The 23,970-nt window shown below is 73.2% G+C and carries 21 protein-coding genes; 3 read left to right on the forward strand and 18 right to left on the reverse strand.

The features are described 5' to 3' along the window. Together AB0C69_RS14650 and AB0C69_RS14655 are read right to left on the reverse strand one after the other, a co-directional pair. On the reverse strand, nt 1-1,418 hold a 1,418-nt coding region (locus AB0C69_RS14650; RefSeq protein WP_360353618.1), incomplete at its 3' end, for a BREX system ATP-binding domain-containing protein. A 99-nt stretch (nt 1,419-1,517) separates the two neighbouring features. Next, on the reverse strand, nt 1,518-2,771 hold the full coding sequence (locus AB0C69_RS14655) for a glycosyltransferase (protein ID WP_360353620.1): 1,254 nt from the start codon (nt 2,769-2,771) through the stop codon (nt 1,518-1,520). Between the two features lie 224 nt (nt 2,772-2,995). On the opposite strand from AB0C69_RS14655, the gene AB0C69_RS14660 reads away from it, so the two are divergent. Beyond that, nucleotides 2,996-3,451, forward strand: coding sequence for a redoxin domain-containing protein (locus AB0C69_RS14660; RefSeq protein WP_353835432.1), 456 nt, complete (start codon nt 2,996-2,998; stop codon nt 3,449-3,451). 17 nt (nt 3,452-3,468) lie between these two features. Here the strand turns inward: AB0C69_RS14660 and AB0C69_RS14665 are convergent, their stop codons facing one another. Continuing rightward, nucleotides 3,469-5,109, reverse strand: a complete 1,641-nt coding sequence (locus tag AB0C69_RS14665; RefSeq protein ID WP_360353623.1) for a CocE/NonD family hydrolase — start codon at nt 5,107-5,109, stop codon at nt 3,469-3,471. Between the two features lie 166 nt (nt 5,110-5,275). Between AB0C69_RS14665 and AB0C69_RS14670 the strand changes: the two genes are divergently transcribed. Then, nucleotides 5,276-6,337, forward strand: a complete 1,062-nt coding sequence (locus AB0C69_RS14670) for a mechanosensitive ion channel family protein (protein ID WP_360353625.1) — start codon at nt 5,276-5,278, stop codon at nt 6,335-6,337. On the opposite strand, the gene AB0C69_RS14675 is transcribed toward AB0C69_RS14670, so the two are convergent. Further along, nucleotides 6,327-7,571: a lipase gene (locus AB0C69_RS14675; protein WP_360353627.1), complete on the reverse strand. Its 1,245-nt coding sequence runs from the start codon at nt 7,569-7,571 to the stop codon at nt 6,327-6,329. The two genes, AB0C69_RS14670 and AB0C69_RS14675, sit on opposite strands and share 11 nt — an antisense overlap. Before the next feature lie 69 nt (nt 7,572-7,640). Further along, the gene (locus tag AB0C69_RS14680) at nt 7,641-8,255 is read right to left on the reverse strand and encodes a TetR/AcrR family transcriptional regulator (protein WP_345183654.1); all 615 of its coding nucleotides are present in this window, start codon (nt 8,253-8,255) and stop codon (nt 7,641-7,643) included. Between the two features lie 107 nt (nt 8,256-8,362). Here AB0C69_RS14680 and AB0C69_RS14685 point away from each other — a divergent pair, with 107 nt between their 5' ends. Next, entirely contained in the window at nt 8,363-9,793 is a 1,431-nt protein-coding gene (locus AB0C69_RS14685) for an MFS transporter (RefSeq protein WP_360353629.1), read from the forward strand. Nucleotides 9,794-9,797: 4 nt separating this feature from the next. Here the strand turns inward: AB0C69_RS14685 and AB0C69_RS14690 are convergent, their stop codons facing one another. From AB0C69_RS14690 to AB0C69_RS14750, 13 genes are all read right to left on the reverse strand, one after another. Further along, entirely contained in the window at nt 9,798-10,640 is an 843-nt protein-coding gene (locus AB0C69_RS14690) for an ATP-binding protein (protein WP_353835427.1), read from the reverse strand. Nucleotides 10,641-10,703: 63 nt separating this feature from the next. Next, complete coding sequence (locus tag AB0C69_RS14695; protein WP_345183648.1) at nt 10,704-11,393, reverse strand: lysophospholipid acyltransferase family protein; 690 nt, start codon at nt 11,391-11,393, stop codon at nt 10,704-10,706. Between the two features lie 94 nt (nt 11,394-11,487). After that, a complete protein-coding gene (locus AB0C69_RS14700) occupies nt 11,488-11,730 on the reverse strand; it encodes a hypothetical protein (protein ID WP_360353632.1) in 243 nt (80 codons plus the stop codon). Nucleotides 11,731-11,742: 12 nt separating this feature from the next. Continuing rightward, nucleotides 11,743-12,657 carry an SPFH domain-containing protein gene (locus AB0C69_RS14705; RefSeq protein WP_360353648.1) on the reverse strand — a complete coding sequence of 305 codons (915 nt, stop codon included), beginning with the start codon at nt 12,655-12,657 and terminating at the stop codon, nt 11,743-11,745. A gap of 74 nt (nt 12,658-12,731) precedes the next feature. Further along, on the reverse strand, nt 12,732-13,514 hold the full coding sequence (locus tag AB0C69_RS14710; RefSeq protein ID WP_353833125.1) for a hypothetical protein: 783 nt from the start codon (nt 13,512-13,514) through the stop codon (nt 12,732-12,734). A gap of 7 nt (nt 13,515-13,521) precedes the next feature. Then, the gene (locus AB0C69_RS14715; RefSeq protein WP_360353634.1) at nt 13,522-14,748 is read right to left on the reverse strand and encodes a hypothetical protein; all 1,227 of its coding nucleotides are present in this window, start codon (nt 14,746-14,748) and stop codon (nt 13,522-13,524) included. A 61-nt stretch (nt 14,749-14,809) separates the two neighbouring features. Beyond that, entirely contained in the window at nt 14,810-15,658 is an 849-nt protein-coding gene (locus AB0C69_RS14720; RefSeq protein WP_360353636.1) for a hypothetical protein, read from the reverse strand. 89 nt (nt 15,659-15,747) lie between these two features. Further along, nucleotides 15,748-16,569, reverse strand: coding sequence for a hypothetical protein (locus tag AB0C69_RS14725; RefSeq protein WP_360353638.1), 822 nt, complete (start codon nt 16,567-16,569; stop codon nt 15,748-15,750). A gap of 98 nt (nt 16,570-16,667) precedes the next feature. Then, complete coding sequence (locus tag AB0C69_RS14730) at nt 16,668-17,297, reverse strand: cyclic nucleotide-binding domain-containing protein (RefSeq protein WP_353833128.1); 630 nt, start codon at nt 17,295-17,297, stop codon at nt 16,668-16,670. A 282-nt stretch (nt 17,298-17,579) separates the two neighbouring features. Beyond that, on the reverse strand, nt 17,580-19,118 hold the full coding sequence (locus AB0C69_RS14735) for an MFS transporter (RefSeq protein WP_360353640.1): 1,539 nt from the start codon (nt 19,116-19,118) through the stop codon (nt 17,580-17,582). Between the two features lie 68 nt (nt 19,119-19,186). Then, a complete protein-coding gene (locus tag AB0C69_RS14740; protein WP_360353642.1) occupies nt 19,187-22,252 on the reverse strand; it encodes a BTAD domain-containing putative transcriptional regulator in 3,066 nt (1,021 codons plus the stop codon). Between the two features lie 315 nt (nt 22,253-22,567). Further along, a complete protein-coding gene (locus AB0C69_RS14745; RefSeq protein WP_360353645.1) occupies nt 22,568-22,936 on the reverse strand; it encodes a hypothetical protein in 369 nt (122 codons plus the stop codon). Nucleotides 22,937-23,198: 262 nt separating this feature from the next. Next, a complete protein-coding gene (locus AB0C69_RS14750; RefSeq protein WP_360353646.1) occupies nt 23,199-23,708 on the reverse strand; it encodes a hypothetical protein in 510 nt (169 codons plus the stop codon). Between the last annotated feature and the right edge of the window lie 262 nt (nt 23,709-23,970).

Genomic DNA, 23,970 nt, shown 5'->3' on the forward strand with positions numbered 1-23,970 from the left:
AGCCGCACGTCGGCGGGGTCGGCCGCGGCCAGCACCCGGCGCAGGCGGTGCACCGCCCGGCGCAGCTCGCCGGCCCGCGCGGACGCCTGGGCGGCCGCCAGCGACAGGCGCATCCGGTCCGTTCCGGCGGCGGCCTCCGGGTCGGGGACGGCGTCCCACAGTTCCAGCGCCCGGTCGTAGTGCTCGTAGGCCTCGGCGGGCGCGGCGAGGCGGTCGGCCTCCCGGCCCGCCCGGACGGACGCGGCGAACGCGGCGGGCAGGTCGTGCGCGGCGAGGCTGTGGTGCGCCAGCTCGGCGGCCGACCCGCGCGTGCCGTCCGGGCGGGCCGACAGGAGCCGGGCGAAGTCGGCGTGCAGCCGGGTCCGCTCGCCGGGCAGCAGGTCGGCGTAGACGGCCTCGCGCAGCAGCGCGTGCCGGAACGTGTACCCGGCGCCGGACGGGACGAGCAGCTGGTGCGACACCACCTCGCGCAGCGCCTCGCCGACCGTCGCCTCGTCCAGCCCCGCCACGACGCGCACCAGCTCGTCGTCGACGCGGCGCCCCGCCACGGCCGCGACCCGCACCACCCGCTGGCCCGCGTCCGACAGCCGCTCGATCCGCGACAGCAGCAGGTCGGCGAGCGCGGACGGCAGCCCGGCCGCCCCGTCGTCCCCGACGTCCAGGCCGGAGGAGTACAGCTCGGCGGCGTAGAAGGGGTTGCCCTCCGACCGGCGGTGCACCCGCTCGACGGTCCGCGCCGTGACCGGGGCGGACCCGCGCGCCAGCTCGGCGAGGTACTGGGCGGTCTCGCCGCGCCCGAACGGGCGGACCTCGACGCCCGTCACGTTCGGCAGCCGCAGCAGCTCGGCGACCACGGGCCGCAGCGGGTGCCGCCGGTGCAGGTCGTCGGACCGGTACGTCCCGACGAGGCAGACCCGCTCGCGCTGCAGGACGCGGCTCAGGAACGTCAGCAGGTGTCGCGTCGACCGGTCGGCCCAGTGCAGGTCCTCCAGGACGAGCAGGACGGGCCGCTCGTCGCCCAGTTCCCCGAGCAGGCCGAGCACCGCGCCGAACAGCTGCTGCTGGCCGAGCTCGGACCCCGCGGCGGGACCGCCCTCGCCGTCGGGCAGCAGGCGCGCGAGCGCGGGCCGGGCGTCGAGCGCGGCGCGGACCTCGTCCGCCTCCGGCGTCCCGGCGTGCGCGGCGGCCCACAGGGCGTCGGTGAGCGGCAGGTAGGGCATGCTCTCGCCGAGCTCGGCGCACTGCCCCACGAGGACGGCGCAGCCGCGGTCGACGGCGGCGGCGGTGAGCGCGGACACCAGGTGCGTCTTGCCGACCCCCGCGTCCCCGCTGACCAGCACGACGCCCGCGCCGCCCGCGGCGGCGCGGTCCAGTGCGGCGGTCAGCTCCGCCAGCTCCGCCGCCCTGCCGATCAGCACGAACAGTCCTTTCCGGTCATCCCGGTCGAGTATCCCATCTGGGGGGACATGAGCGGGCCCCGGACCGGGACGGTCCGGGGCCCGCGGGCCGGGTGCGCGTCAGCCGACGAGGGCGGGGGCCTTGCCGGTCTCCTGCTCGGCCTCGTCCTCCGCGGCCGGCTCGGGCTCGGGGACGGGCAGCACCTTCAGGTACGCGCGCAGCGTCTCGGCGCCGATCCGCTCCAGGGAGTAGCGGGAGCGGGCGCGGTCGCCGGCGGCGATCGAGTAGCCGTGCAGCGTGGTGTCCTCCGACAGCAGCTGCCGGATCGCCCGCCCGATCACGACGGGCCGCCCCGCCGGGACGTGGATGCCGGTGATGTGGTCCAGGACCTCGTCGGCGTTGCCGCCGACCGGGGTCGCCACCACGGGGACACCGCAGGCCATGGCCTCCAGCGGCGCCGTCGGGGACGGCTGGTGCGGGGCCAGGCAGAGCGTGAGGCTGGCGGTCCGCAGCAGCTTCGGCAGGGACTTGCGGGGCAGCCGCCCGAGGAAGATGACCCGGTCGGCGACGTGCAGCTCCTTGGCCAGCAGCCGCAGCCGGTGGACGGCCGAGTCGTGCTCCAGCTCCTCGCGCTCCGGGCCGCCGGCGACGGCCAGCTCGGCGTCGGGGACGTGCACCAGGGCGCGCAGCGCGGTCTCGACGTCGGTGCCGAGGTCCTCGCTGACGATCACCAGGCGGGCCCGGTCGCCGTGCGGCATCGCCGGGCCGACCTGGGAGAAGTGCTCGGAGTCCACGCCGTAGGGGACGACCGCGACCGAGGGCCGCGGGACGCCCGTCCGCACGACCGCGGTGGCCTCCTCGGCGTGCCCGGCCAGCACCAGGTCGGCGTCGCGCCCGATGGCCTTCTCCAGGCGGTCGCGGTGCGGGTGGACCTGGCGTCCGGCCTGCCGCTCGACGGCGGCCACGCCGTGGTAGCTCTGCACGAAGGGGATGCCGAGCTCGCGGGCGACGGCGCAGGCGGCCAGGCCGCCGATCCAGCCGTGCGCGTGCACGATGTCGGGGCGCGCCGATCCGGACCAGCGGCGGCGCAGGCCGTCGGCGAAGTCGCGCAGGTGCTGGAGCAGTTCGTCGTCCGACAGCGGACGGGCGGGCCCGGCGTCCAGGTTCACCACGGCGGCGCCCGGCGCGAGCCGGACCCGGCTGCGGGCGGAGCGGTCCTGGCGGCGCGTGTAGACCGTCACCTGGTTCGGCTCACCGTCGGCGACCAGCGGACGAGTGAGGGAGCGGGCGAGATCCCGGACGTGGACTGACTGCAGGTGCTCGCCGTCAAGGTCGGAGGCGGACACCAGAGCGATGTGAAGCGGGCGATGCATGACGGATCCTCCGGGACTACACAGGGGAAGCTCGGAGGTATCTGCGTCGTAGACACCTGCTCGGTCAGTTTCCTATCCCTCCCCCCTCCCCGTCAAACCTGACGAATCGGAATACCTGCCCCCGGGGCCACCCGCACGGCGCTCACCTGCGGCGAAACTTCTGCGACGGATACGGATGACGCACCGCGCGGGGCCCGGGTCCTGGCCTCGGCTAGGTTCGACCCATGAGACCCGGTGACGTCGTCGACGACTTCGAACTCCCGGACGAGACGGGCGAACCGCGCACCCTGAGCGGCCTGCTGGCCGAGGGCCCGGTGGTCCTGTTCTTCTACCCGGCGGCCATGACCCCCGGCTGCACCGCCGAGGCCTGCCACTTCCGCGACGTGGTCGCCGAGCTCGCGGAGGCGGGCGCCCGCCCGGTGGGCGTCAGCGCGGACCCGGTCGGCAAGCAGAAGGAGTTCGCCGACAAGCACTCGCTCGGCTACCCGCTGCTGTCCGACCCGTCCGGCGAGGTCCGGGCGCGCTTCGGCGTCAAGCGCTCGGTGGCCCTCATGCCGACCAGGCGCCAGACCTTCGTCATCGACACCGACCGCCGCGTCCTCGCGGTCGTCAAGAGCGAGGTCCGCATGAACGTCCACGCCGACAGGGCCCTGGAGGCCCTCCGGGCCCGCCGCGGCTGACCCCGCCGCCCCGCCGGTCAGTGGACGATCGGCAGGGTGATCGAGGACGGGTGCCCGGGGGCGTGGAAGATCTCCTGGTCGGCGGTGAGCATCTCGGTGGCGGTGCCGATCGGGGCGCCGGTGCCGGGGTTGCGGGCGACGCGGGGGTAGGCGCCGCTGGCCACCTGCACGCGGACGCGGTGCCCGCGGCGGAAGCGGTGGCCGACCGGCCAGAGCTCGACGGCGACGCGGCGGACCCCGTCGGGTCCGGGCTCGGGGGCGCCGGGGACGAGGCGGCGCATGCCCTCGCACAGGTTGAGGGACTCGCCCTCGGGGGTGACGTCGCAGAGCCGCACGACGAAGTCGGTGTGCTCGCGGTTCGAGCGGACGTGCAGGTCGGCGGTGACCGGGCCGATGACCTCCATGTCCTCGTCCAGGACGCCCGAGGTGAAGGTCAGCACGTCCCGGCGGCGCTCCAGGCGCTTCTGGTCGGTGGAGGGGTGCGTCTCGCCGAGCAGGGTCGGGCCGCCGAGGAACGGCGTCGGGTGGTTCGGGTCGTAGCGGTAGCGGTCGGGATCGGACTCCGGCGGCTCGCCGGGGGACAGCGCGCCCGCCGGGTGCAGGTGCCAGCGCTCCTCGCGCATGCCGGGGACGGGCCAGTCGGGGAACTCGCGCCACTCCTCCGCGCCGGTGACGAAGATCCGGACGGGCTGCGAGCGCAGGCCGGACGGGTCGTCCAGCAGGTGGGCGCGGAACCACGCGATCGCGTCGGCGACCGAGCCGCGCATCATGCGCTGGTCGGCGTGGAACCAGGGCCCGATCGTCAGGTAGGGGCGCCGGCCGGCGGCGCGCAGCGCCGCGTAGTCCTTCATCTGCCAGGGCAGGAAGATGTCGTACCACCCGCCCGTCATGTTCACCGGCGCGGTGACCTGTGACACGGTGGTGCTGAAGTCGCGCTTGTCCCAGAACGGCGTGTCGGGGCCGTTGACGAGCAGGTCCTGGAAGAAGCGCTGCTGCTCGCCGGTCGCGAGCCGGTCGAGTTCGGCCAGCGGGCGTCCCGACAGGGTGGCGCGGCGGGCGCGGCGCGGCGACATGATGCCGGTCGTGATGCCCGACAGGGAGTTCTTCATCCGCGCGGTCAGGTCGACCCAGATGAGCGCCGACTCCAGCGCGAAGGTGCCGCCGACGTTGACGGCGTCCCGGAAGGTGGACGCCGTGACCTGCATCGACAGCGCCTTCAGCTCGGGCCCGGCCTCGGCGGCGACGGCCCACTGGACGTAGCCGAGGTAGCTCGGGCCGTGCATGGCGAACGTGCCGCCGAACCACGGCTGCGAGGTCAGCCACTCGATGGTGGCGAGGCCGTCCTCCCGCTCGTCCAGCGCCTCGAAGACGCCGCCGGACCCGAAGCCGCCGCGCACGCTCTGCACCACGGCCTGGAACCCGTGCGAGGCGAAGCCCTGCCCGCACATGAGGCCGAACGGCCCGCGCCGCCCGTAGGGCGAGCGGACCAGCACCGTCGGCGCCTTCTCGACGCCGGCGGGCGAGTACCGGTCGGCCAGCAGCGTCACGCCGTCGGCGGCCGGAACCTCCAGGTCGCGCTCGACCGTCACCCGGTGGGGGCCGTTCCGCAATCCCAGCGCCGTGACCCCGAGCCGGCGCATCATTCCCACGCTCACCACTCGATCGATCGTAACCGGCAGGTCCCCGGGCCCCGGAGCCAGATGTGCCGTGATGTGCCTCGCAGTGCCTCCGGTCTTCACTACGATCAGGGCTCGTAACACGCAAAAGGGATATTTCAACGGGCGGCGCCGTGCCTTCCCGGACAGAGGAGGAATCTTCAGCGTCATGGCTGACCTTGGCGATCTGAGCTGGCATCGGGTGGTGGGGGCCGTCGCCGTGCTGGTGGCCGCGGTCGGGATCGCGGTGGTCCTGCGGCTGCTCACCGGCCGGCTGTTCCGGCGGGCGGGCGACACGCGCTGGGCGTGGGACGACCTGGCCGCCCGCTTGATCAAGGACCTGGCGGTGCCCGTCTCGGTGCTGCTCGGCCTGTGGGGCGCGGCCCGGGCGCTGCAGCTGCCGGACGGCACGCTCGCCGTGATCGCCAAGGCGCTCACGGCCGCCGCCATCCTCATCGTCTCGCTGGCCATGGCCCGCCTGATCGCGGGCTCGGTCACCTCGATCGCGATGGTCCGGCAGGGCGTCGCCGGCAATGTGACGATCTTCGCGAACATCACCCGGGTGCTGGTGATCGGCGTCGGCGTCCTGGTGATGCTGCAGAGCCTCGGGATCTCGATCTCGCCGCTGCTCGGCGCCCTCGGCGTCGGCGGTCTCGCGGTCGCCCTCGCCCTCCAGGACACGCTGGCCAACCTCTTCGCGGGCGTGCACGTCCTGGCGTCCAAGACGATCGAGCCCGGCGACTACATCAAGCTGAGCAGCGGCCAGGAGGGGTACGTCGTCGACATCAACTGGCGCAACACCTCCATCCGGACGCTGTCGGACAACATCGAGGTCATCCCGAACCAGCGGTTCTCCGACACGATCCTCACCAACTATCACCGCCCCGCCGAGGACATGTCGCTGCTGATCCAGGCGCGCGTGGCCTACGAGAGCGACCTGGAGCACGTCGAGAGCGTGGTCGTCGAGGTCGGCCAGGAGGTCATGAACGAGGTGCAGGGCGGGGTGAAGGACAGCGAGACGCTGGTGCGCTTCCACACCTTCGGCGACTCCTCGATCGGCTTCACCGTGATCCTGCGGACCGACGAGTTCGGCGACCAGTTCCGCCTGAAGCACGAGTTCGTCAAGCGGCTGCACCGCCGCTTCGCCAAGGAGGGCATCGAGATGCCCTACCCTCGCCGCCAGCTCATCCTGCCCGACGGCGAGGGCGTGCACGGCCTGGTCAGCGGATGAACCGCACGTCGGGGTGGCGGGGCGACGGGCGGTCGAGGACCGGGCGGTGCCGTCCGAGCAGCGCCCGGTCGAAGAACGCGGTGACGTAGGCCCGCACCGACGCCGTCATCCGTTCGGGGTCGACCGTCCCGACGAGGTCGGCGCGGTCCCGGGCGGGGATGTCGAGCTCCCCGTCCAGCGCCGGGAGGATCGCCTGGACGTCGGTGTAGGAGTAGTGGCTCGCGGCGGGAACGTTCAGGTCGCGCTTCCACCCGGTCGAGCGGTTCCAGAACGACTTCCAGGACGGGGTCGTCAGGTGCGTCTGCGGGGAGCCGCCAGTGGCGGCCCCCATCAGCATGAACGGGCGGTCGAGCCCGGTCTCGGCGACCCGTACGAAGTCGTTCTCCGCGTACTGCATGGTGCCGTCCATGTCGATGCCCGCGTCCACCCGCCGGTCGGTGCGCATGGCCTCGGCGGCCTCGATCCCGCCCGCGGAGTGCCCGACCATGCCGACCCGGGACAGGTCGAGCGACCGTCCGAGGCCGCTGGGCAGGGCCCGCCCCTCGGCGTCGGGGTTGCGGCCGGCCCGCAGCGCGGCGAGCCGGTCGAGGACGAGGCGGGCGTCCTTCACGCGCGCGTCCAGGCCGGTCTTCAGCCGCTGCGGCCCCTGCGAGGGCATGTGCTGGAGCTCGACGCGCCCGCCGGGGAACTCCACGGGGGCCGTCTCGTAGGTGTGGTCCACGGTCACCACCACGTACCCGCGGCTGGCAAGCTCCTCGGCGATCGTGGTGCCGAGCGCGCGCGGGACGCCGAACCCGGGGGAGTACAGGACCACGGGCCGCGGGCGCCGCGCGTCCGCGGGGGCGCCCTCGGCGGCGTGGGTCCGAGCGCCCGCCCAGTCGACCGTCCCGGCATTGAACACGCCGAGCGCGTCGACCTCCGAGAGCGCCTTGGCGACTCCGGGGCGCAGGTACGGCGCCTTCGGCCCGGCGGCCCCGGTGGCCGGATACCAGACGCTGACCATGAGCTCGCGTGTCCGGCCTGGCACCCACGGGTCGGCGCGCCCGGCGTCCACGAGGTGCAGTTCGGTCGTCCCGACGGCCTGGTGCGGGCCCGTCGGGCGGGGCAGGCCGAACGTGGCGGGCGCCGCGGCGGCGGTCTTCGCCGCGTGGGCGGAGGTGCCGCACGCGGACAGGGCGAGGGGCAGGACGGCCGCGGCCGCGAGCAGGCGGCGGGGGGCGGATGATGATCGCATCGCCCCAGCCTCCCGGCCGCGGGCCGCTTCCGATCATGGTCGAACGGCCGCCGCGCACCCCGACCTTCGTCAGGGGCGCACGATCGGCATGAGGACCTCGTCGACGATCGACGCCAGGTCGTCGTCGGTGATCGGGCCGCCCTCGGTGAGGTTGTCGTACACCATCACCGCCGGGCCCACGTTCGCGATCCGCCGGGTGGCGGCCTCGGGCCGGATCTCCCCGCGCGCGGCGGCCTCGCGCAGCGCCTCGTAGAGCAGGTCGCGGACGGGTTTGGAGAGCCGGTCGCGCACGACGTCGTGGATGAGGCCGACGCCCTCCTCGCTCTCCTCCTTCAGCATCCGGAACGCCGCCCCGCGGCAGGCGATCAGGGTGTCGCGCAGGCAGCCCAGGATCCGCAGCATGTCCTCGCGCAGCGACCCGGTCCGCGGCGCGGTCGGCGGCTCGGGCAGGACGTGCTTGAGCGCGTCGGTGATCAGCTCGTTCTTGGACCGCCAGCGCCGGTAGAGGGCGGCCTTGCCGGTGCGGGCGCCGTTGGCGACGCCCTCCATGGTCAGCCCGCGGTAGCCGACGGCCTCCAGCTGGGCGAACACGGCGTCGAAGATCGCGGCCTCCAGGTCGCCGCCGCGGCGGCGGGTGGCCGCGGGCCCCGGGTCGGCGGGGGCGCCGGAGTCGGCACGGGTCACGGCACGATCCCGAAAATAGTGAACGCTAGCGTTCTCTTTTGCGTGCGTCGGTGGTACGTTCCCCACATAGTGTACTTCGCCGTTCCTTATTTCTGGGAAGGTTCGCCTTGACCGCAGCCAGCGGGCGGACGGCCGCGCCCCGGGAGTCGACACCTCCCGGCGCGGCCGCGCCGCCCCTCCATCATCGTGCAGGAACCGTCCTCGCCGTCATCGTCGGCTGCCAGCTCATGATCGGCCTCGACACCTCCGTCGTCACCATCGCGCTCCCGGACGTCCGTGAGGGCCTCGGCCTGACCACCGGGGGGCTCGCCTGGATCCAGAACTCCTACATGCTCGCATTCGGCGGCCTGCTCCTGCTCGGCGGGCGCGCCGGGGACGTGTTCGGGCGCCGCCGCGCCTTCACCGCCGGGATCGTGCTGTTCACCGCCGCGTCGCTGGCCGGCGGGTTCGCGGACGCGGGCTGGTGGCTGCTGGCCGCCCGCGCCGCCCAGGGCGTCGCCGCCGCCGTCGCCGCGCCGAGCGCCATGGCGCTCATCGCCACCAACTTCGAGGGCGCCGCCCGGGTCCGCGCGCTGAGCGTGTTCTCCGCCGTGACCGGCGCGGGCGCCGCCGTCGGCATGATCGCCGGCGGGGTGCTGACCGAGGCCGGGTCGTGGCGCTGGGTGTTCTTCGTCAACGTCCCGGTCGGCCTGGTCCTGGCGCTGGCCGCGCCGCGCGTCCTCACCGAGACGCCGCGCCGCCCCGGCCGGTTCGACGTCGTCGGCGCCCTCGCCTCCACGACGGGCATGACCGCCCTCGTCTACGCGCTGATCCGGGCCGGGTCGGACGGCTGGGCCGACGGCCGGGCGCTCGCGGCGTTCGGCGCGGCGGTCGCGCTGCTCGCCGCCTTCGTGGCCGTCGAGGCCCGCGCCCGCCGCCCGCTCATGCCGCTGTGGCTGCTGACCGGGCGCGACCGGGCCGCGTCCTACCTGACCCAGCTGTGCCTGGCGGCCGCGATGTTCGGCTCGTTCTTCTTCCTCACCCAGTACCTGCAGCAGGTGCTCGGCTACGGGCCGCTGCGCGCCGGGGCCGCCTTCCTGCCCATGGTGGGGATGCAGTTCGCCGTCGTGCGGACCGCGCCGCGCCTGCTGGCGCGCGCCGGCGCCCGCCCCCTGGTCGTCGCCGGCACCGCCCTCCTCACCGTCGGGCTGCTGTGGCTGACCCGGCTCTCTCCGGGGGACGGCTACGCCGGCGCGGTGCTGGTGCCGTTCCTGCTGATGGGCGCGGGCGGCGGGCTGTCGATGCTGCCGCTGAACGCGACGATCCTCGGCAGCGTCGAGCCGGAGCAGTCGGGCGCGGCGGCCGGGGTCGCCCAGGCCATGCTGTGGTCGGGCGGGTCGCTGGGCTCGGCCGTCATGGTGACGGCCTACGGGTCCGCCGCGTCCGGCCACGGCCGCGCGGCCGCCGTCGACGGCATGGACGCGGCGTTCGCGACCGGCGCGGGGTTCGCCGCCGCGGCGCTTCTGGTGGCGCTGCTCGTGCTGCGCGTCCGGCGCTGAGCGCTCACGCGGGCGGGGGAGCGGTCTCCTCGAACCACGCGAGGAGCTCGGTGTCGCCGACCAGCCGCGCCGTGTCGGCGGCCGACGGCGACCCCGCCCGCGGATCGGCCCCCGCCTCCAGCAGGACCCGCACGACCTCGGTCTCCCGCTTGAACACCGCACCGGTCAGCGGGCGGTGGCCGCGGTCGTCGGCGCGGTCCGGGTCGGCGCCCCGCAGCGTGAGCGCCCGGACGGTCTCCACGTGCCCGTGGCAGGCCGCGTGCATCAGCAGGGTCTCGCCCCTGTGGTCGGACAGGTTCACCGGCACCCCGTCGTTCACGTACGAGAGGATCCCCTGGGTGTCGCCGACCCGGGCCATCTCGAACAGCCGGGCCGCGAGCTCGCCCGAACCGGGCCGGAAACCGTCCGGGGTCTCGCTGTCGGCGGTGAGGAGCCCGCCGAGGCTGTCCTCGCTGTAGGACAGGCGCTTCTCCAGCGCGACCAGCGCCCCGTCCTCGGGGAACGAGGCGAACCGGACGTCGTCGGCCAGCGCCCTCATGATCATCAGGCCGCGCCCCTGCTCCGCGGCCGGATCGGGGGCCGGCACGCGCGCCGCGTCGAAGCCCGTCCCCGAGTCGATCACCTTGATCACGCAGCGCCGGTCCTGGATCATCGCCCGCACGGTGTAGTCCGCCCCGTGCTCGGCGTGCTTGATCACGTTGGTGCACGCCTCGGTCAGCATCATCTCGATGTCGTCGCGGATGTGGCCCTCGACACCGAGCGCGGCCAGTGCCGCGTCCAGGAGCTTGCGCGTCGCCGGAACGCTCGCCACGTCGCGCGGAAGCACGAGGTCCATGGTGATTTCCACATCATCTCCATCCGTCCCCATGAATGGTGCCCAATCGGTCACGCTGAAACATGGGGCGGACGGTCAGCGCGGCTCGGCGGGCCTCGGCGCGTAGTCGTCCACGTACTCCTGGCCCGACAGCCCCCGGATGGCCTCCATGATCTCGTCGGTGATCTGCCGGGCCGCCCGGCCGCGCGGCACGCCCGCGTCCCGTCCCCGGAAGTCCATCGGCGCGCCGATGCGCAGCCCGATCCGGCCCGGCCGCGGGACGGCCTGCCCCCGGGGCTGCACCTTGTCGGTGCCCTCGATCGCCACCGGGACGACCGGCGCCCCGGTCCGCATCGCCAGCCGCGCCACCCCCGTCCGGCCGCGGTAGAGCCGTCCGTCCGGCGACCGCGTCCCCTCGGGGTGGATGGCGAACACCCCGCCGCCCTCCAGCACCGCCGCCGAGGTGTCGAGCGCGTCGAACGCGGCCCGCCCTCCGGACCGGTCCACCGCGATCGCGCCGACGCTGCGGAAGAACGTCGCCGTGGCGCGGCCCTTCAGGCCCGCCCCGGTGAAGTACTCGTGCTTGCCGAGGAAGTGGACCCGGCGCGGCACCATCAGCGGCAGCACGAACGAGTCCAGGAACCCCAGGTGGTTCGCCGCGAGGATCACCGGCCCGATCCGCGGGACGTGCCGCAGGCCGCTCACCCTCGGCAGGAAGGCCAGGCGCATCGCGGGTCCCATGACCACGTGCTTCATGAGGGGATAGATCAGGCGTTCGGGGTCCATGTCCGAGCAGGCTATGGGGCGCGCCCCCCGGCCGCCGCTGGCGCCCGATACAAGTTCGGCACTGCGGATCTTGTAGGGATCACCACTTGCCCCGCTAGCCCTCGCCCCCGTTCCCTGGTGGGCCGCCCTCGTCCTCGTCGTCCCGCGCCTTGCGCGGCCGCCCGGGGCCGCGCATCCGCCCCGCGGTCCCGGGCATCCGCCCCGCGTCCGCGAGCGCCTTGCGCAGCAGGAACTCGATCTGCGCGTTGGTGCTGCGCAGCTCGTCGGCGGCCCACCGCGCCAGCGCGTCGTGCACGGCCGGGTCGAGCCGCAGCAGGATCTTCTTGCGCTCCGCCACTGGTCGCGGCGCTCACTGGTAGAGCGAGCCGGTGTTGAGCACCGGCTGGGCGTCGCGGTCGGCGCACAGCACCACGAGCAGGTTGCTGACCATCGCCGCCTTGCGCTCCTCGTCCAGGTCGACCACGTTCTCCTCGTCCAGCCGGTCGAGGGCGAGCTGCACCATGCCGACCGCGCCCTCCACGATCCGCTGCCGCGCCGCCACCACCGCGCCCGCCTGCTGGCGGCGCAGCATCGCCTGCGCGATCTCCGGCGCGTACGCCAGCCCGGTGATCCGCGACTCGATGATCTTCACGCCGGCGGACGCCACCCGCTGCGCCAGCTCGTCCGACAGCTGCCCGGTGATCTCGTCGGCGTTGTCGCGCAGCGACGTCCGGTCGTGGGCGTCGTAGGGGAAGCTGCCCGCGATGTGCCGGACGGCCGCCTCGGTCTGGAACGCCACGAACTCCACGAAGTCGTCCACCTCGAACACGGCCCGCGCGGTGTCGGCCACCTGCCACACCACCACGGCCGAGATCTCGATCGGGTTCCCGTCCAGGTCGTTGACCTTCGCCCGCCCGGTCTCGTGGTTGCGGATCCGCGTGGAGACCTTGCGCCGTTCCGTCAGCGGGTTCACCCACCGGAGCCCGTCGTCGCGGACGGTCCCCTTGTACCTACCGAGAAGCTGGAGCACCCGCGCCTCCCCGGGCGCCACGGGCGTCAGCCCCGCCGCGACGACCAGCCCGGCCAGCGCCAGCAGCGACCCGGCGACCGCGCCCGCCGCGACCGCCGCGCTCCCGCCCGCCGCGACCCCACCGAGCGCCGCCGCGGTCCCCGCCAGGATCAGCGCCACCGCGACCCCGAGCATCCCCCACCCGCCCCGGTCCGCCGCCGCCCGCTCCGTGATCTTCGGCCGTGGCATGTCCACCTTCGCCGCCGCGTCCACCATCCCGTCCCCCTTCTCCCGTGCCATCACCGACATAGCAAAGTGATATCACATTTCCAGGAAGGGGGCGACCGCCGCTAGGAGGGGCCGTCGGCCGGCACGAGCGGCGTGTCGTCGTCGATGGGCGCCATTCGCACGCCCATCAGGGCGAGCGTCTTCCGCAGAACGGTCTCGCTGTTGACCACGAGGCCGAGGATGTCCGCCGACTCCAGCGCCTGGGCGAGCCTGGTCACGTGTTCGAGCAGTTCCTCGGCACCCTCCCGCCGCTCCCGCTGGAGCGTGCCGAGGGTCTCCGCCGCCTGATGGGGCTCCTGGGTGAGCCGCACGGCGTACCGGGCCGTGGGGTTGCCGGCGCTCTCCTCCAGGAAGCGCTGCCATCGGAGTCGAAGGTCGTCGGTCTTCTTCAACCGCAAGGTGTCGGCCTCGGCCTTCGCCTCGATCCTGTACCTGTCGAGAGCGCTCTCCCTCATCGCGTCGCGCACTTCATCGGGCGGCCGCAACTCCACGCGGACCGTCCAAGCCAGGGTGCCGTCCGACTCCAGCGCCATCTCGGCGAGGCGGTACGAGAGGTCCCGGTTGGCCGCCTCCTCCGCCCTCCCGGCATCGAAGACCGTGAAGCGGCGGGCGGTCTCGCGCACCGCTATGCGCACTGTCTCGAGCAGCCGCTCCACCTCTGTGGAGTTGTCCCGCCATAAAGCGATCCGCCGCCACCCAGCGGCCGTGCAGGCGCAGTAGGCGGTGACAGTGAAGTCGAAGGCGCCTCCCTGCGCGGGCACGGTGAAGCGAGCGGGCTCGAACGCGGAATCGGACGTCGGTGGTTCCGGGGCATGGGCGGGGAACTGGTGCTTGATCAACCACATTGCTTCTTCAACTCCGTGTCTGATGCCGGGAGGGGGTGAGCCGGAGTAGGCGGTGGTATTCGGTCGGCGTGATGTCGCCGCGGTGGAGCAGGAGCCGCGTGTGGAGGCGGAACGCTGCTCTCAGCCGGGTCGCTCCTGCCTCACCAGTGGTGATGACCTGTTCGATCACGGGCCGGAGCGCGGGGGCCTTCCCGTAGGCGACCATCCAGCGGGCGAACAACGCCCAGGCTTCCGGGGCGGCGGGACGCTCACGGCCGGACGGTTCGGTGATGCGGAGTGACAGCGCGTGCTGCCAGAGACGTGCGATATGCCCGGCGGCGTCTGCTCGTCGCGCCACCTCGGTGAGCTTCGGGCGTCCGGGACGGGGCCGCAGCGCGGCGAGTCGAAGGAACGCGGTCGCGGCGGTGAGACGGTTTCCGGAATGCTCGCTCTCCGCCCAGTCCGCCAGCGTTTCGACGATCTCGATGGCCGTTCCCGCCGAGTACAGAAACGAGAGGGAGGTGGCCACGGCATCTGCGGTGCCCCGGCCGGACCGCCGGGAAGCCGTCCCGAACACCCGCAGCGCGTCGGTGAGGTCGTCGGCGCCGAGGTGCGAGCCGTGAGCCCGGACCGCCACCATGACTTCGCCGCGAGTGCCGCGGGACAGGAGCCGCAGGTGCTCTCGGACCCTTGGTTCCAGTGCGGGTTCCTGGGCGGCTGCCTCAAGTACCCAGGCCGCGAGGCGCTGATCCTGCCGTGAATCGGACTTGCTCCAGGGACGGATGAACCGTTCGTTGACTGTGGCGAAGTCGAACGTCGCGAACAGTCCCACCGCATGGGCGGCTCTGATCGCGGTGTCCCGGCTGTGGGCGAGCACGTCCAGCCATGCCATGAGCGGCTCGCGGATCGTGGGTTGCTCCTCCCACAGCACCTGGAGGGTCGTTCTCGCACGAGTCCGCTGCTGCAGTTCTACGATCCGGCCGCCGCCCCTCGGCATCGAGCGTGTCACGGCCCCCGCGCGGTCCAGCCAGGTTCGGAGATCCTCCCAAGCGGGCAGCGGTCGCTTCTTGTCCTCTCGTTTCCAGGCGGTATCGATATGGTCGGCGAGGTCCAGTGCCGCCCGCGAGACCGTGCTCTCCTGCATACCGTGCAGTACGGCCACGCTGGCTATGAAGCAGCGGCTGAGAATAGGCCGTCGTTCGGACAGCCGCTGCCGGACCTCTTCCCGCACACGGTCGGGAAACTCGGCGATCACCTCCTCGGCCGGCCTGCCCTCAGCCAACCCTCGGGCCAACCTGCGGGCATGGTCGGTGGCCTTACGCGGCGACGTCTCCTCCGCGAGTTGGTCTTCGGCGGCCCGCAGTGCCGATTCGGTGAGAAGGTGCGGTTGCACTCCGTACGCGGCTGCCTCCCGGGTCGAACACTCGTCTGAAGACCTCGACGGCGGCGGGCGGCCGGTGCTCGATGACGGTGCCGAACGGCGCCGGTCCGCGAGCGGAGACGAGAAGCACCAGACGGCAGTCCGTCTTGACGGCGAGGTCCTCCAGATCGGCGAGTTCCGCGTCCGGGCCATGACTTCCTTCGACCTCGATCACATACCCGTGCCGCGGACGCAGGTCCGCCGGGCGGATCAGCGTCAGGGAGCCTTCGACCCGGACGAAACCGACGGGTGACTCGTCCGTGGTCGGGGCTGCCCCATGTGGAAGGCACCACTGCATCAGGGCGGTCAGCGCGGCGGTCAGACGTCCTGTCTCGCTTGTTCCTCGTACGTGCACGACGGGGGAGCGCTGTAGGGCTCGTTGGAGTTCGGGCAGTGAGGGGATCGAGGCGATGTGGTCTGGGTTGAGCCGCTCGGCCACCTTTTTGGGGACGTACCGGATCCGGACGAAACGATCTTCTTTCGCGCTTTCGAACACGTAGAGGTCCCGCTGAGCGTTCTGAAAGGTGCCGCCTGAGACCTCGTTGGAGACGCTGCCGATCCAGTCGCGCCCCGCCGCAGCACCAGGTCCGTCTGCCTCTAGAGAACGCAGGCTTTCCCGCCGCTGTTGTTCCTCGCGTTCGTCCGCAGCGACCCGCTGGTAGAAGCGGCGGCCGTCGGACCAATCGGAACCTCTTTCGCCGTCCGCGGAACCAGCCGCGCCGCTCTGCTCTTCGGGTTTGGGCACGGTCGCTATTTCTGACCCAGCCTGGTCATCGTTGGGGCTTGGCGACGGCTCTGGGGCCGCGGTTCCAGAGCCGCCCAGTCCTGGGTCTCTCACCTCTCTCGCTCCCTGCCGATGTTCATGTCGCGGCCGGACGACTGAAGGGTGCCGGAACCGCTGACCTCCATTCGCTGTGCACCGATGTAGTCCCGGCCCACAGTGGGCGTCTGGCTGGGAGCCGAGGTGGCGGGATGAGGCTCCCCCGTAGCGGTGCCGACCAGTCCGTTCTCCGGAGGGCCGGTCTTCTCCGGGACGTCCCCGTCCGGCATCTGCAGGTCGTGGACCTCGAAACGAGGTACATACAGATAAGCGTCGTAGATTTGCTTTTTCACCTGCACTCGGACGGAACGAAAGTCGGACGGGCGCGGTTCGCCGGGGCCCTGCGTGATGTAGTCGCGGTAGACCTCCGTGGAGACGATCACCGCCAGGTCCGCGTCGGGCAGTGCTGCGAGTGCGGCGCGCACGGGGGCGGAATCCCTGAGACGGGCCGGGAGGACGGCGTGCTGCCCGGGCCATCCGATCGCCCCGTCCAAGTGAATCGGCCCGACGTGCACGGCCAGGCGCAGGCGGATCCTCGTCCAGTGATCGTCGGCTCGCCTGCGGTTGTGGACGCCAAGAGCGGTGTCCAGCTCGCGGATGAAGACGTCCATGAGCGCCGCGACATCGGCGTCCCTGGGAAGGACGGCGAAAACGCCGTCCCCGCCCACCTGCCTCACCCATCCCTGCCTGTCGAGTTCCGCCCAGTCGGCCGCTGTGTCGAGTGAGTCGCCGAGGGCGCTCTGCAGAACTCGTTGTTCGGCGTCGTTACGACTGCTGTAGTCCTCGATGTCCGCGGTGACGAGCACCCGGTGCTCGGGGACGGGCCTGCCGGTCATCCTGGCCTCCCTGGCTCGGTTTCGACGTCCAGGGTGAGCGTCGGCCGGGCAAACGAGGGCCGATAAATCAGGCTTCAGCGAAATCGCTCCAGCGCGCCTCAGGGCCGCCACGGGGGCAGGTCTGCGTAGGCCGCGAGCCTGTGCAGGTCGTGAATGATCAGCCGGCGCCGTCCCGGGCTGGTCACCAGCCCGAGTGCCGACAGTTCGCGCAGTGCCTTGTGGACCGTGTTCTCCTTGGCCCCGATCAAGCCTCCGATCTCGGCCTGGGTCAGCGGTATTCCGAGGTCCGTTCCGGTGGAAACGGGGAGGCCGTGGCGTTCGGCGAGTGCGAGCAGGACTCGTGCCAGGCACCGGGAGGCGTCATAGTTCGCGAAGTCCAGACGTCGCTGATTTGACCAGCGAAGACGTTCGCTGGTCATATGCGTGAGCGCGAGGGCGGCGTGGGGTCTGCGCCGGAGGAACTCCACGAAGACGAGGCCTCGGATCTGGCTCACGGTGCCACGTCCGCATGTGACGACGGTGGCTGAGCGCGGAGCGCCGTCCAGGGCGGCCATCTCCCCGATCAGGTCGCCGCTCACCCGGAGCGCGAGCAGGGCCTGACGCCCGTTCTCGGTCTGTGCCGTCACCTTGACCAGCGCATCCAGGAGCAGCCACACCGAACCGGTCGGATCACCCTGGCGGACGAGGACATGGCGCGCGGGAAAGGCGCGGATCTGTCCGATCTTCATCAGGTCTGCTCTGCACTCTTCCGGAAGCCGGCCGAGGAAGGTGCCAGAAGGCCAGCGACGTCCGGAGTTCGAACCATTCGGCATGATTCCCTCCCGTCTGCAAATGCGTCAGGACCCAATCTTGCGCCGTTCCGCGCTGATCAGCCTCCCCGACGGCTGGGCCGGCCTTAGGCCGGCCCAGCAACCGTTGCCGTTTCCGCTTCGCTCAAAGTGCGAATTCGTTCTCGGTGGGGAGACACTGCGGTCCCGCCGCATCGGACGGGACCGGGCAGGCATGGCCGATCATGGGACGGTGACAGGTGCCGGCTCCTCGGTGTCGGGGATGAGGGCGGGGACGTTGCGGAGGGTGACCAGGGCGAAGACGGCGACCAGGACGGCGAGGCCGGCGCTGCAGGTGAGGGCGGCGTGCATGCCGTCCACGAAGGCGCCGCGGGCGGCGGCGGCGACCTGGGCGCCGAGCGCTCCGGGCAGGTTCGCGGCGGCCTGGAGCGCGCCGCCGAGGGAGTCGCGGGCGGCGGACGCGGCCGGGGCCGGGACGCCGGCGGGCAGGTCCAGGACGTTCCGGTACACCGCGTTCAGCACGCTGCCGAGGACGGCCATGCCGAGCGCGCCGCCGAGCTCGGTGGCCGTCTCGGAGATCGCGGACGCGGCGCCGGAGCGGTCCTTCGGCACCGACGCGAGGACGGTGTCGGCGGTGACCGTCATCGCCAGCCCCATCCCGATGCCCGCCAGCAGCATCGCCGGGACCATCGTCCAGTAGGACGTGTGCAGGCCGATCGCCATGTAGAGGGCGAAGCCGCCGGCCGACAGCGCCATGCCCGCCGCCACGGCGCGGGCGCGGCCGAGCGCGTTGATGAGCGGCGGGGCGAGCGCGGCGCCGCCGATCATGGCGCCCGCGGCGCCGGGCAGGCCCGCCAGGCCCGCCCGCAGCGGCGACCAGCCGAGCGCGAGCTGGAAGAACAGCGAGAAGATCAGCGACTGGGCGACCAGGGTGAACATCGCGAACATGTTGGTGCCGACCGACCCGGAGAACGCGGCGTCGCGGAACAGCCGGATGTCGATGAGCGGCTCGGCCACCCGTCCCTGCCGGACGAGGAACGCCCCCAGCGCGAGCAGGCCGGCCAGCGCCGAGACGTAGACCGCGGGCTCGTCCACGCCGTGCGCTGCGGCCTCCTTGACCGCGTAGACGACGCCGAGGACGCCGGCGACCGACAGCGGCACGCTGATCAGGTCGAGGCGGCCCGGGGCGGAGGTGCGCGACTCGGGCAGCACCAGCGCGCCCGCGACGCACGCCACCGCCATCAGCGGCACGTTGATCATGAAGATGGAGCCCCACCAGAAGTGGTCGAGCAGGGCGCCGCCGACGACGGGTCCGAGCCCGACCGCGAGGCCGGCGACGCCGCTGAACGCGCCGACCGCCATCGTCCGCTCCTTCGGCTCGGTGAACGCGCGCCGCAGCAGCGACAGGCAGGACGGCATGAGCGTCGCCCCCGCGACCCCGAGCAGCGCGCGGGCCGCGATGAGCAGCTCGGCGTTCGGCGCGTAGGCGGTGAGGGCGGACGTGGCGGCGAACACCGCGGTCCCGATCAGCAGGAGCCTCTTGTGGCCGATGCGGTCGCCGACGCCGCCCATGGTGATCAGCAGGCCGGCCAGCGCGAACCCGTAGGCGTCGGCGATCCACAGGATCTGCGTGGCGGAGGGGTTCAGGTCGGCGGACAGGTGCGGGACGGCCTGGTTCAGCGCGGTCAGGTCGATGTTCGGCACGAGCGCGACGAGCAGGCATGTCGCGAAGGTGCCCCATTTGCGGGCGGAGGAGTTCATGCCCCGGAGGTTCGCGCGGCGCGCTGACCGTCCGCGCACCGTCCGCTGACGGCGGGACGGGGGCCCGGTCAGCCGCCGCCGAGCAGGGCGAAGGCCCGGTCGCGGGGGAGGGCCGCGGCCCGGTCGTCGTCCAGCAGGCCGCGGACCCGGCCGAGGACGCGCTCGGTGTCGGGATCGCCGGACACCGCGACGCCCCGCAGCGCCCGGCCCGCGCCGAGCAGCAGCGCCGCGCGCTCCCCGTCGCCCTCGCGGGCGGCCAGGCCCGCCAGCGCGGTCGCCGCGTCCGCCTGGTAGCCGAAGATCGGGTGGTCGAACGACATGTCCACCGCCTCGCGCAGCAGCGCCCGGGCCCGTCCGGCGTCGCCCTCGTCCGCCGCGAGCCACCCCAGCCCGACCAGCGCCGCGCCCCGCACGGCGGCGGCGATGAACCGCTCGGAGCCGTAGCCGGTCAGCGCCGCCTCGTACAGGGCCCGCGCCCCGGCCGCGTCCCCGCGCAGCCGCGCGACCGTGCCGAGCCCCAGGCAGCCCCCGGCGACCTTGTCGGGGGTGCCGGCCCGGCGCGCCAGCTCGGCGCCGCGCTCGTAGTCCGCCCGCGCCGCGTCGAGGTCGCCGGCGCGGATGTGGACGACGGCGCGCTGGTAGAGCAGGTCGGCGGTGTCCTCCAGGGCGCCGAGCTGGCCGACCAGGTCCAGCGCCTCGTCCAGCAGCGCGCGGGCGCGTTCCCGGTCGCCGCGCAGGGAGGCGAGCTGCGCGAGCGGGTCGAGCGAGTTGGCCGTGCCCCAGCGGTCCCCGCACGCCCGGAAACCGCGCACCGCCTCCTCGCACGCCTTCTCCATCTCGGCCAGGTCGCCGCCGAACTGGGCGAGGAAGCCGTCGCTCATCCGCACCAGCGCCCGCGTCCACGGGTCGTCCCCGACCTGCCGCTGGAAGACCTCGATGTCGGTGCGCTCGGGGCCCGCCGTCAGCGCCCACAGCACGATGACCGCCGGGTACCGGACGGGACGGTCGATGGCGCGCAGGAGCTCGGCGGCCCGGTCGAGCCACGCCACCGCGCGCTCGCCCGTGACCCCGCCCGACACGGCGTTCGTGACGCACAGGACGTACTCCTCGTCGAGCCCCTCCGGCGGGGCGGTGCCGACCACGTCCAGCAGGTCCGACGCCAGCGCGGCGCCCTCGACGCGCCCCCGCAGCCACCAGTACCACGACAGCGGCGCGATCATCCGCAGCGCCGTCGCCGGGTCGGACCGGACGGTCCGCCGCAGCGCCGCGTGCAGGTTCCCGTGGTCGGCGGCGAGCAGTTCGAGCCACTCCAGCTGCTCGGCGCCCCGCAGGTGCGGCTCCGCGCGCCCGGCGAGCTCGGCGAAGTACTCCGCGTGGGCCCGTTCGAACCGTTCCGCCTCCCCGGCCGCGGCGAGCCGCTCGGCGCAGAACGCCCGGACGGTGTCGAGCATCCGGTACCGGGACCCGTCGCTCTGCACCAGCGACTTGTCGGCCAGCTCCACCAGCAGCTCGTCGGCGTCGTCCAAGCCGCACACGCCCATCGCCGCCTCCAGCGTCAGGCCCCCGGCGAACACCGTCAGCCGCCGCGCGAGGGTCTGCTCCGCCTCGTCCAGCAGGTCCCAGCTCCACTCCACGACCGCCCGGAGCGTCTGGTGGCGCGGCGGCGCCGTCCGGTTGCCGCGTGACAGCAGCCGGAACCGGTCGTCCAGCCGCGTCGCGACCTCCACCACCGGCAGCGACCTCAGGCGCGCCGCCGCCAGCTCGATCGCCAGCGGCAGCCCGTCCAGCGCCCGGCAGATCCGCAGCACGGCCGCCGCGTTGCCCTCGTCCACCGCGAACCCGGGGCGCACCGCCGCCGCCCGGTCGAGGAACAGCCGCACCGCCGGATACCGGGGCAGCTCGGCGAGCGCCGCGCCCGGGGGCGGCAGCTCCAGCGGCGGCAACGGCCGCAACGCCTCACCGGTGATCGCGAGGGCCTCCCGGCTGGTCGCCAGCACCCGCAGCTCGGGGCACGCGTTAAGCAGCCGGTGCGCCAGCTCCGCGACGGCCGCGACCACGTGCTCGCAGTTGTCCAGGACGAGCAGGACCCGCCGCCCCTCCAGCGCCGTGACCAGCCGCTCCACCGTGTCCGGCGGCTGCTCGCCGGGCGCCGGACGCATCCCGGCCTCGCGCAGCCCGAGCGCTCCGAGCAGCGCCCTGCCGACGTCGCCGGAGACGACGGGCGCCAGGTCGACGAAGCAGACCTCGCCGCCGTCCCGCGCCGCCGCCTCGATCGCCAGCCGCGTCTTGCCGGCCCCGCCCGGCCCGAGCAGCGTGACGAGCCGCCCGTCCGCGAGCATCCTCCCGACGCGGCGCAGCTCCTCCTCCCGCCCGATGAAGCTCGTGAGCTGCGCCGGCAGGTTCGCCCGGACGGCCGCCGGGGCCTCTCCGCGCAGGATCGCCAGGTGGACGTCCGCCAGCTCCCGCGACGGGTCGGCGCCGAGCTCCTCGGCCAGGACCTCGCGCCCGTCCTCGAACACCGCCAGCGCCTCGGCCTGCCGCCCGCTCCGGTGCAGCGCCCGCATGAGCAGCGCCCGCGCCCGCTCCCGCAGCGGCTGCGCGTCCACCAGGTCCCGCAGCGCCGCGACCGCCGCCCCGGGGTCCTCCGCGAGCAGCGCCTCGCCGTACTCCTCGACGGCGCAGGCCCGCTCCTCCTCCAGCCGCGCCGCCTGGCCCGCCGCGAAAGGCGCGCCCACGCCCGCCAGCGCGGGGCCGCGCCACAGCCCGAGCGCCTCCCTGAGCAGCCCGGCCGCCTCGTGCCGCCCCGCGGCCCTGGCGTCCGCCACGAGCCGCTGGAACCGGTGGACGTCGACGTCCTCCCGCCGCACGGCGATCCGGTACCCGGCGGGCGTCCCCTCGACCAGCGCCGGATCGCCCAGCCCCCGCCGCAGCCGCGACACCTGCGACTGCAGCGCGTTGGCGGCCCCGCTCGGCGGCTCCTCCCCGTACAGCCCGTCGATGAGCCGCTCGACCGGGACGAGCCGCCCCGCGTCCAGGAGGAGCATCGCCAGCAGCGCCCGCACCAACGGCCCGCCCACCGGGACGTCCGCCCCGTCCGCTCGGACCTCGACGGGCCCCAGAACGCCGAACTGCATCCCCCGATTCTTCCGCATTACGCGGGTTCCACGGACCTCCGGAGGCACCCGCCATGACCAAGCGCCGGCACGATTCCCCAGTGGGTACAGACGCGCTCACCGCAAGCCCCACCGCCAAGCGGGTGACTCGGCCCTGACAAACCATAAGCGACGCTTCCGCGTTCGTCGGTCTGTCGCGGTTCTGGGCTTTTTGGGGCCTGAACGCTGTTCTTGTGGCGTTCGGCGGGAGTTCCTCCGGTCCGGTGGCTGTGGGGGCCGCCGGACCGGAGGTCGTTCACTCCTGGTCACGGCCCGTCTCGGGCGGTGACGCATCCATCAGATTCTGGGGTGATCCCGCTTCTGCTGTTTCTCCAGCAAGGCGGTGAAGACCTGTTCCAAGGTCTGGCCCGGCTCGACGGTGATCCCGTGCACGGGCACCGGGGCGTCCCGAAGCAGAGCCAGCCGGTGGGCGAGCTCCACGAACTCCTCTGGCGTCCGCTCGCGCGGCCACAGCCATTCGAGCTCCGCGGTCACCAGCTCCAGGCTCATGCCCGGACGAACGAGGAAAGTCACTCCTCGATCGAGTTCGAGCTGCACGGGGCGGTTCTGGTTCTCCACCGCGTTGAAGCCGATTTCCGCCAGTTCGCGGGGACCTGTCATGGCCGGGAGGGGGATGATCTCCACCCTTTCGGTTTCCTGGTCCACTTCTGCTCCCTTCCTCTGCGTTGTCACGTGGCGTGCCAAGCGGCGTGCCACGCGGCGGCGGCTCCGACAGCCGTCGCGCTGTTGACCGTCCGGCCCCGCACTTCGACGTCAATTCCGGAAGGCGTTTCGGAGGGGCCGGCGGAGCGCGCAGAGCGCGGAAGCATGGGGTGCGCCTGGCCGGTTCGGCCGCGCGGAAAAGGCCGGAAAACAGTGATCCCCGGGGCGGCGTGCCCCGGGGATCGACCTCAGACCGGCCGGCTCGTCACCGGTTGGTCGTGCTGGGCGTGGCGTCCGCGGAACCCGTGCAGGACGGGTACTCCTTGAACACCATGCGCGTCAGGTTGGGCCGGCACACCGGGAGCACGTCGGCCGAGACGTTCACCTTCCAGAGCATCGAGATCGACTGCCCCGTGACGTCGAGCTTCCGGAGGGCGTCGCTGTCCTTCGACGCGATCTCCAGGTCGCCCTGGTCCTCGTCCGGCAACGCGAGGACGAGGAACGGGCCCTGGGGCCCGTCCTCGAACGCGCCGACGACCTTGCCGGGGCGGAGCGAGACGTCGGAGGGGGTGGCCTCCGGCTGGCTGGTGGACGGCTCCGCGGTCGCGGTCGTGCTCGCGACGGGGGTCGTGGGCTCGATGGGAGCGGTCGCCGACGGCGGCCACTCGTTGTTCGGGGTCTCCGAGGAGGACTGGGAGGAGCACCTGGCGGCCACGAGGACCGCGAGGAACAACGCCGCTACTCCGGCGCCCCTGAGGAACTTGCGTACCTTCATGGTTTGTTTGTCAGTTGACAGGTCCGACGCGACGCCGGACACGCGTATGCCACTGACCCTTTCGCGAGGGACCGTCCGGGCTCCGGCCGCGTTGACCACCGCTGACCGGACGCAGGGAGGAACCGCCTGGTCCGGGTTCGCCGGAGTGTGCGGCGGAGGGCTCGTCGTCCACACCATCGCCGCCGGCGCCGTCCACCGCGCGAAAGAAGTGATCCCCGGGGCGGCGTGCCCCGGGGATCGACCTCAGACCGGCCGGCTCGTC

Source organism: Actinomadura sp. NPDC048032, from assembly GCF_040653175.1.
Taxonomy (GTDB): domain Bacteria; phylum Actinomycetota; class Actinomycetes; order Streptosporangiales; family Streptosporangiaceae; genus Spirillospora; species Spirillospora verrucosospora.

Coding starts and splice junctions, on each gene's coding strand:
- AB0C69_RS14655 (WP_360353620.1), bottom strand. CDS start 2,771: ATGCATCGCCCGCTTCACATCGCTCTGGTGTCCGCCTCCGACCTTGAC.
- AB0C69_RS14660 (WP_353835432.1), top strand. CDS start 2,996: ATGAGACCCGGTGACGTCGTCGACGACTTCGAACTCCCGGACGAGACG.
- AB0C69_RS14670 (WP_360353625.1), top strand. CDS start 5,276: ATGGCTGACCTTGGCGATCTGAGCTGGCATCGGGTGGTGGGGGCCGTC.
- AB0C69_RS14675 (WP_360353627.1), bottom strand. CDS start 7,571: ATGCGATCATCATCCGCCCCCCGCCGCCTGCTCGCGGCCGCGGCCGTC.
- AB0C69_RS14695 (WP_345183648.1), bottom strand. CDS start 11,393: ATGGACCCCGAACGCCTGATCTATCCCCTCATGAAGCACGTGGTCATG.
- AB0C69_RS14705 (WP_360353648.1), bottom strand. CDS start 12,657: ATGGTGGACGCGGCGGCGAAGGTGGACATGCCACGGCCGAAGATCACG.
- AB0C69_RS14710 (WP_353833125.1), bottom strand. CDS start 13,514: ATGTGGTTGATCAAGCACCAGTTCCCCGCCCATGCCCCGGAACCACCG.
- AB0C69_RS14725 (WP_360353638.1), bottom strand. CDS start 16,569: ATGACCGGCAGGCCCGTCCCCGAGCACCGGGTGCTCGTCACCGCGGAC.
- AB0C69_RS14730 (WP_353833128.1), bottom strand. CDS start 17,297: ATGAAGATCGGACAGATCCGCGCCTTTCCCGCGCGCCATGTCCTCGTC.
- AB0C69_RS14735 (WP_360353640.1), bottom strand. CDS start 19,118: ATGAACTCCTCCGCCCGCAAATGGGGCACCTTCGCGACATGCCTGCTC.
- AB0C69_RS14740 (WP_360353642.1), bottom strand. CDS start 22,252: ATGCAGTTCGGCGTTCTGGGGCCCGTCGAGGTCCGAGCGGACGGGGCG.
- AB0C69_RS14750 (WP_360353646.1), bottom strand. CDS start 23,708: ATGAAGGTACGCAAGTTCCTCAGGGGCGCCGGAGTAGCGGCGTTGTTC.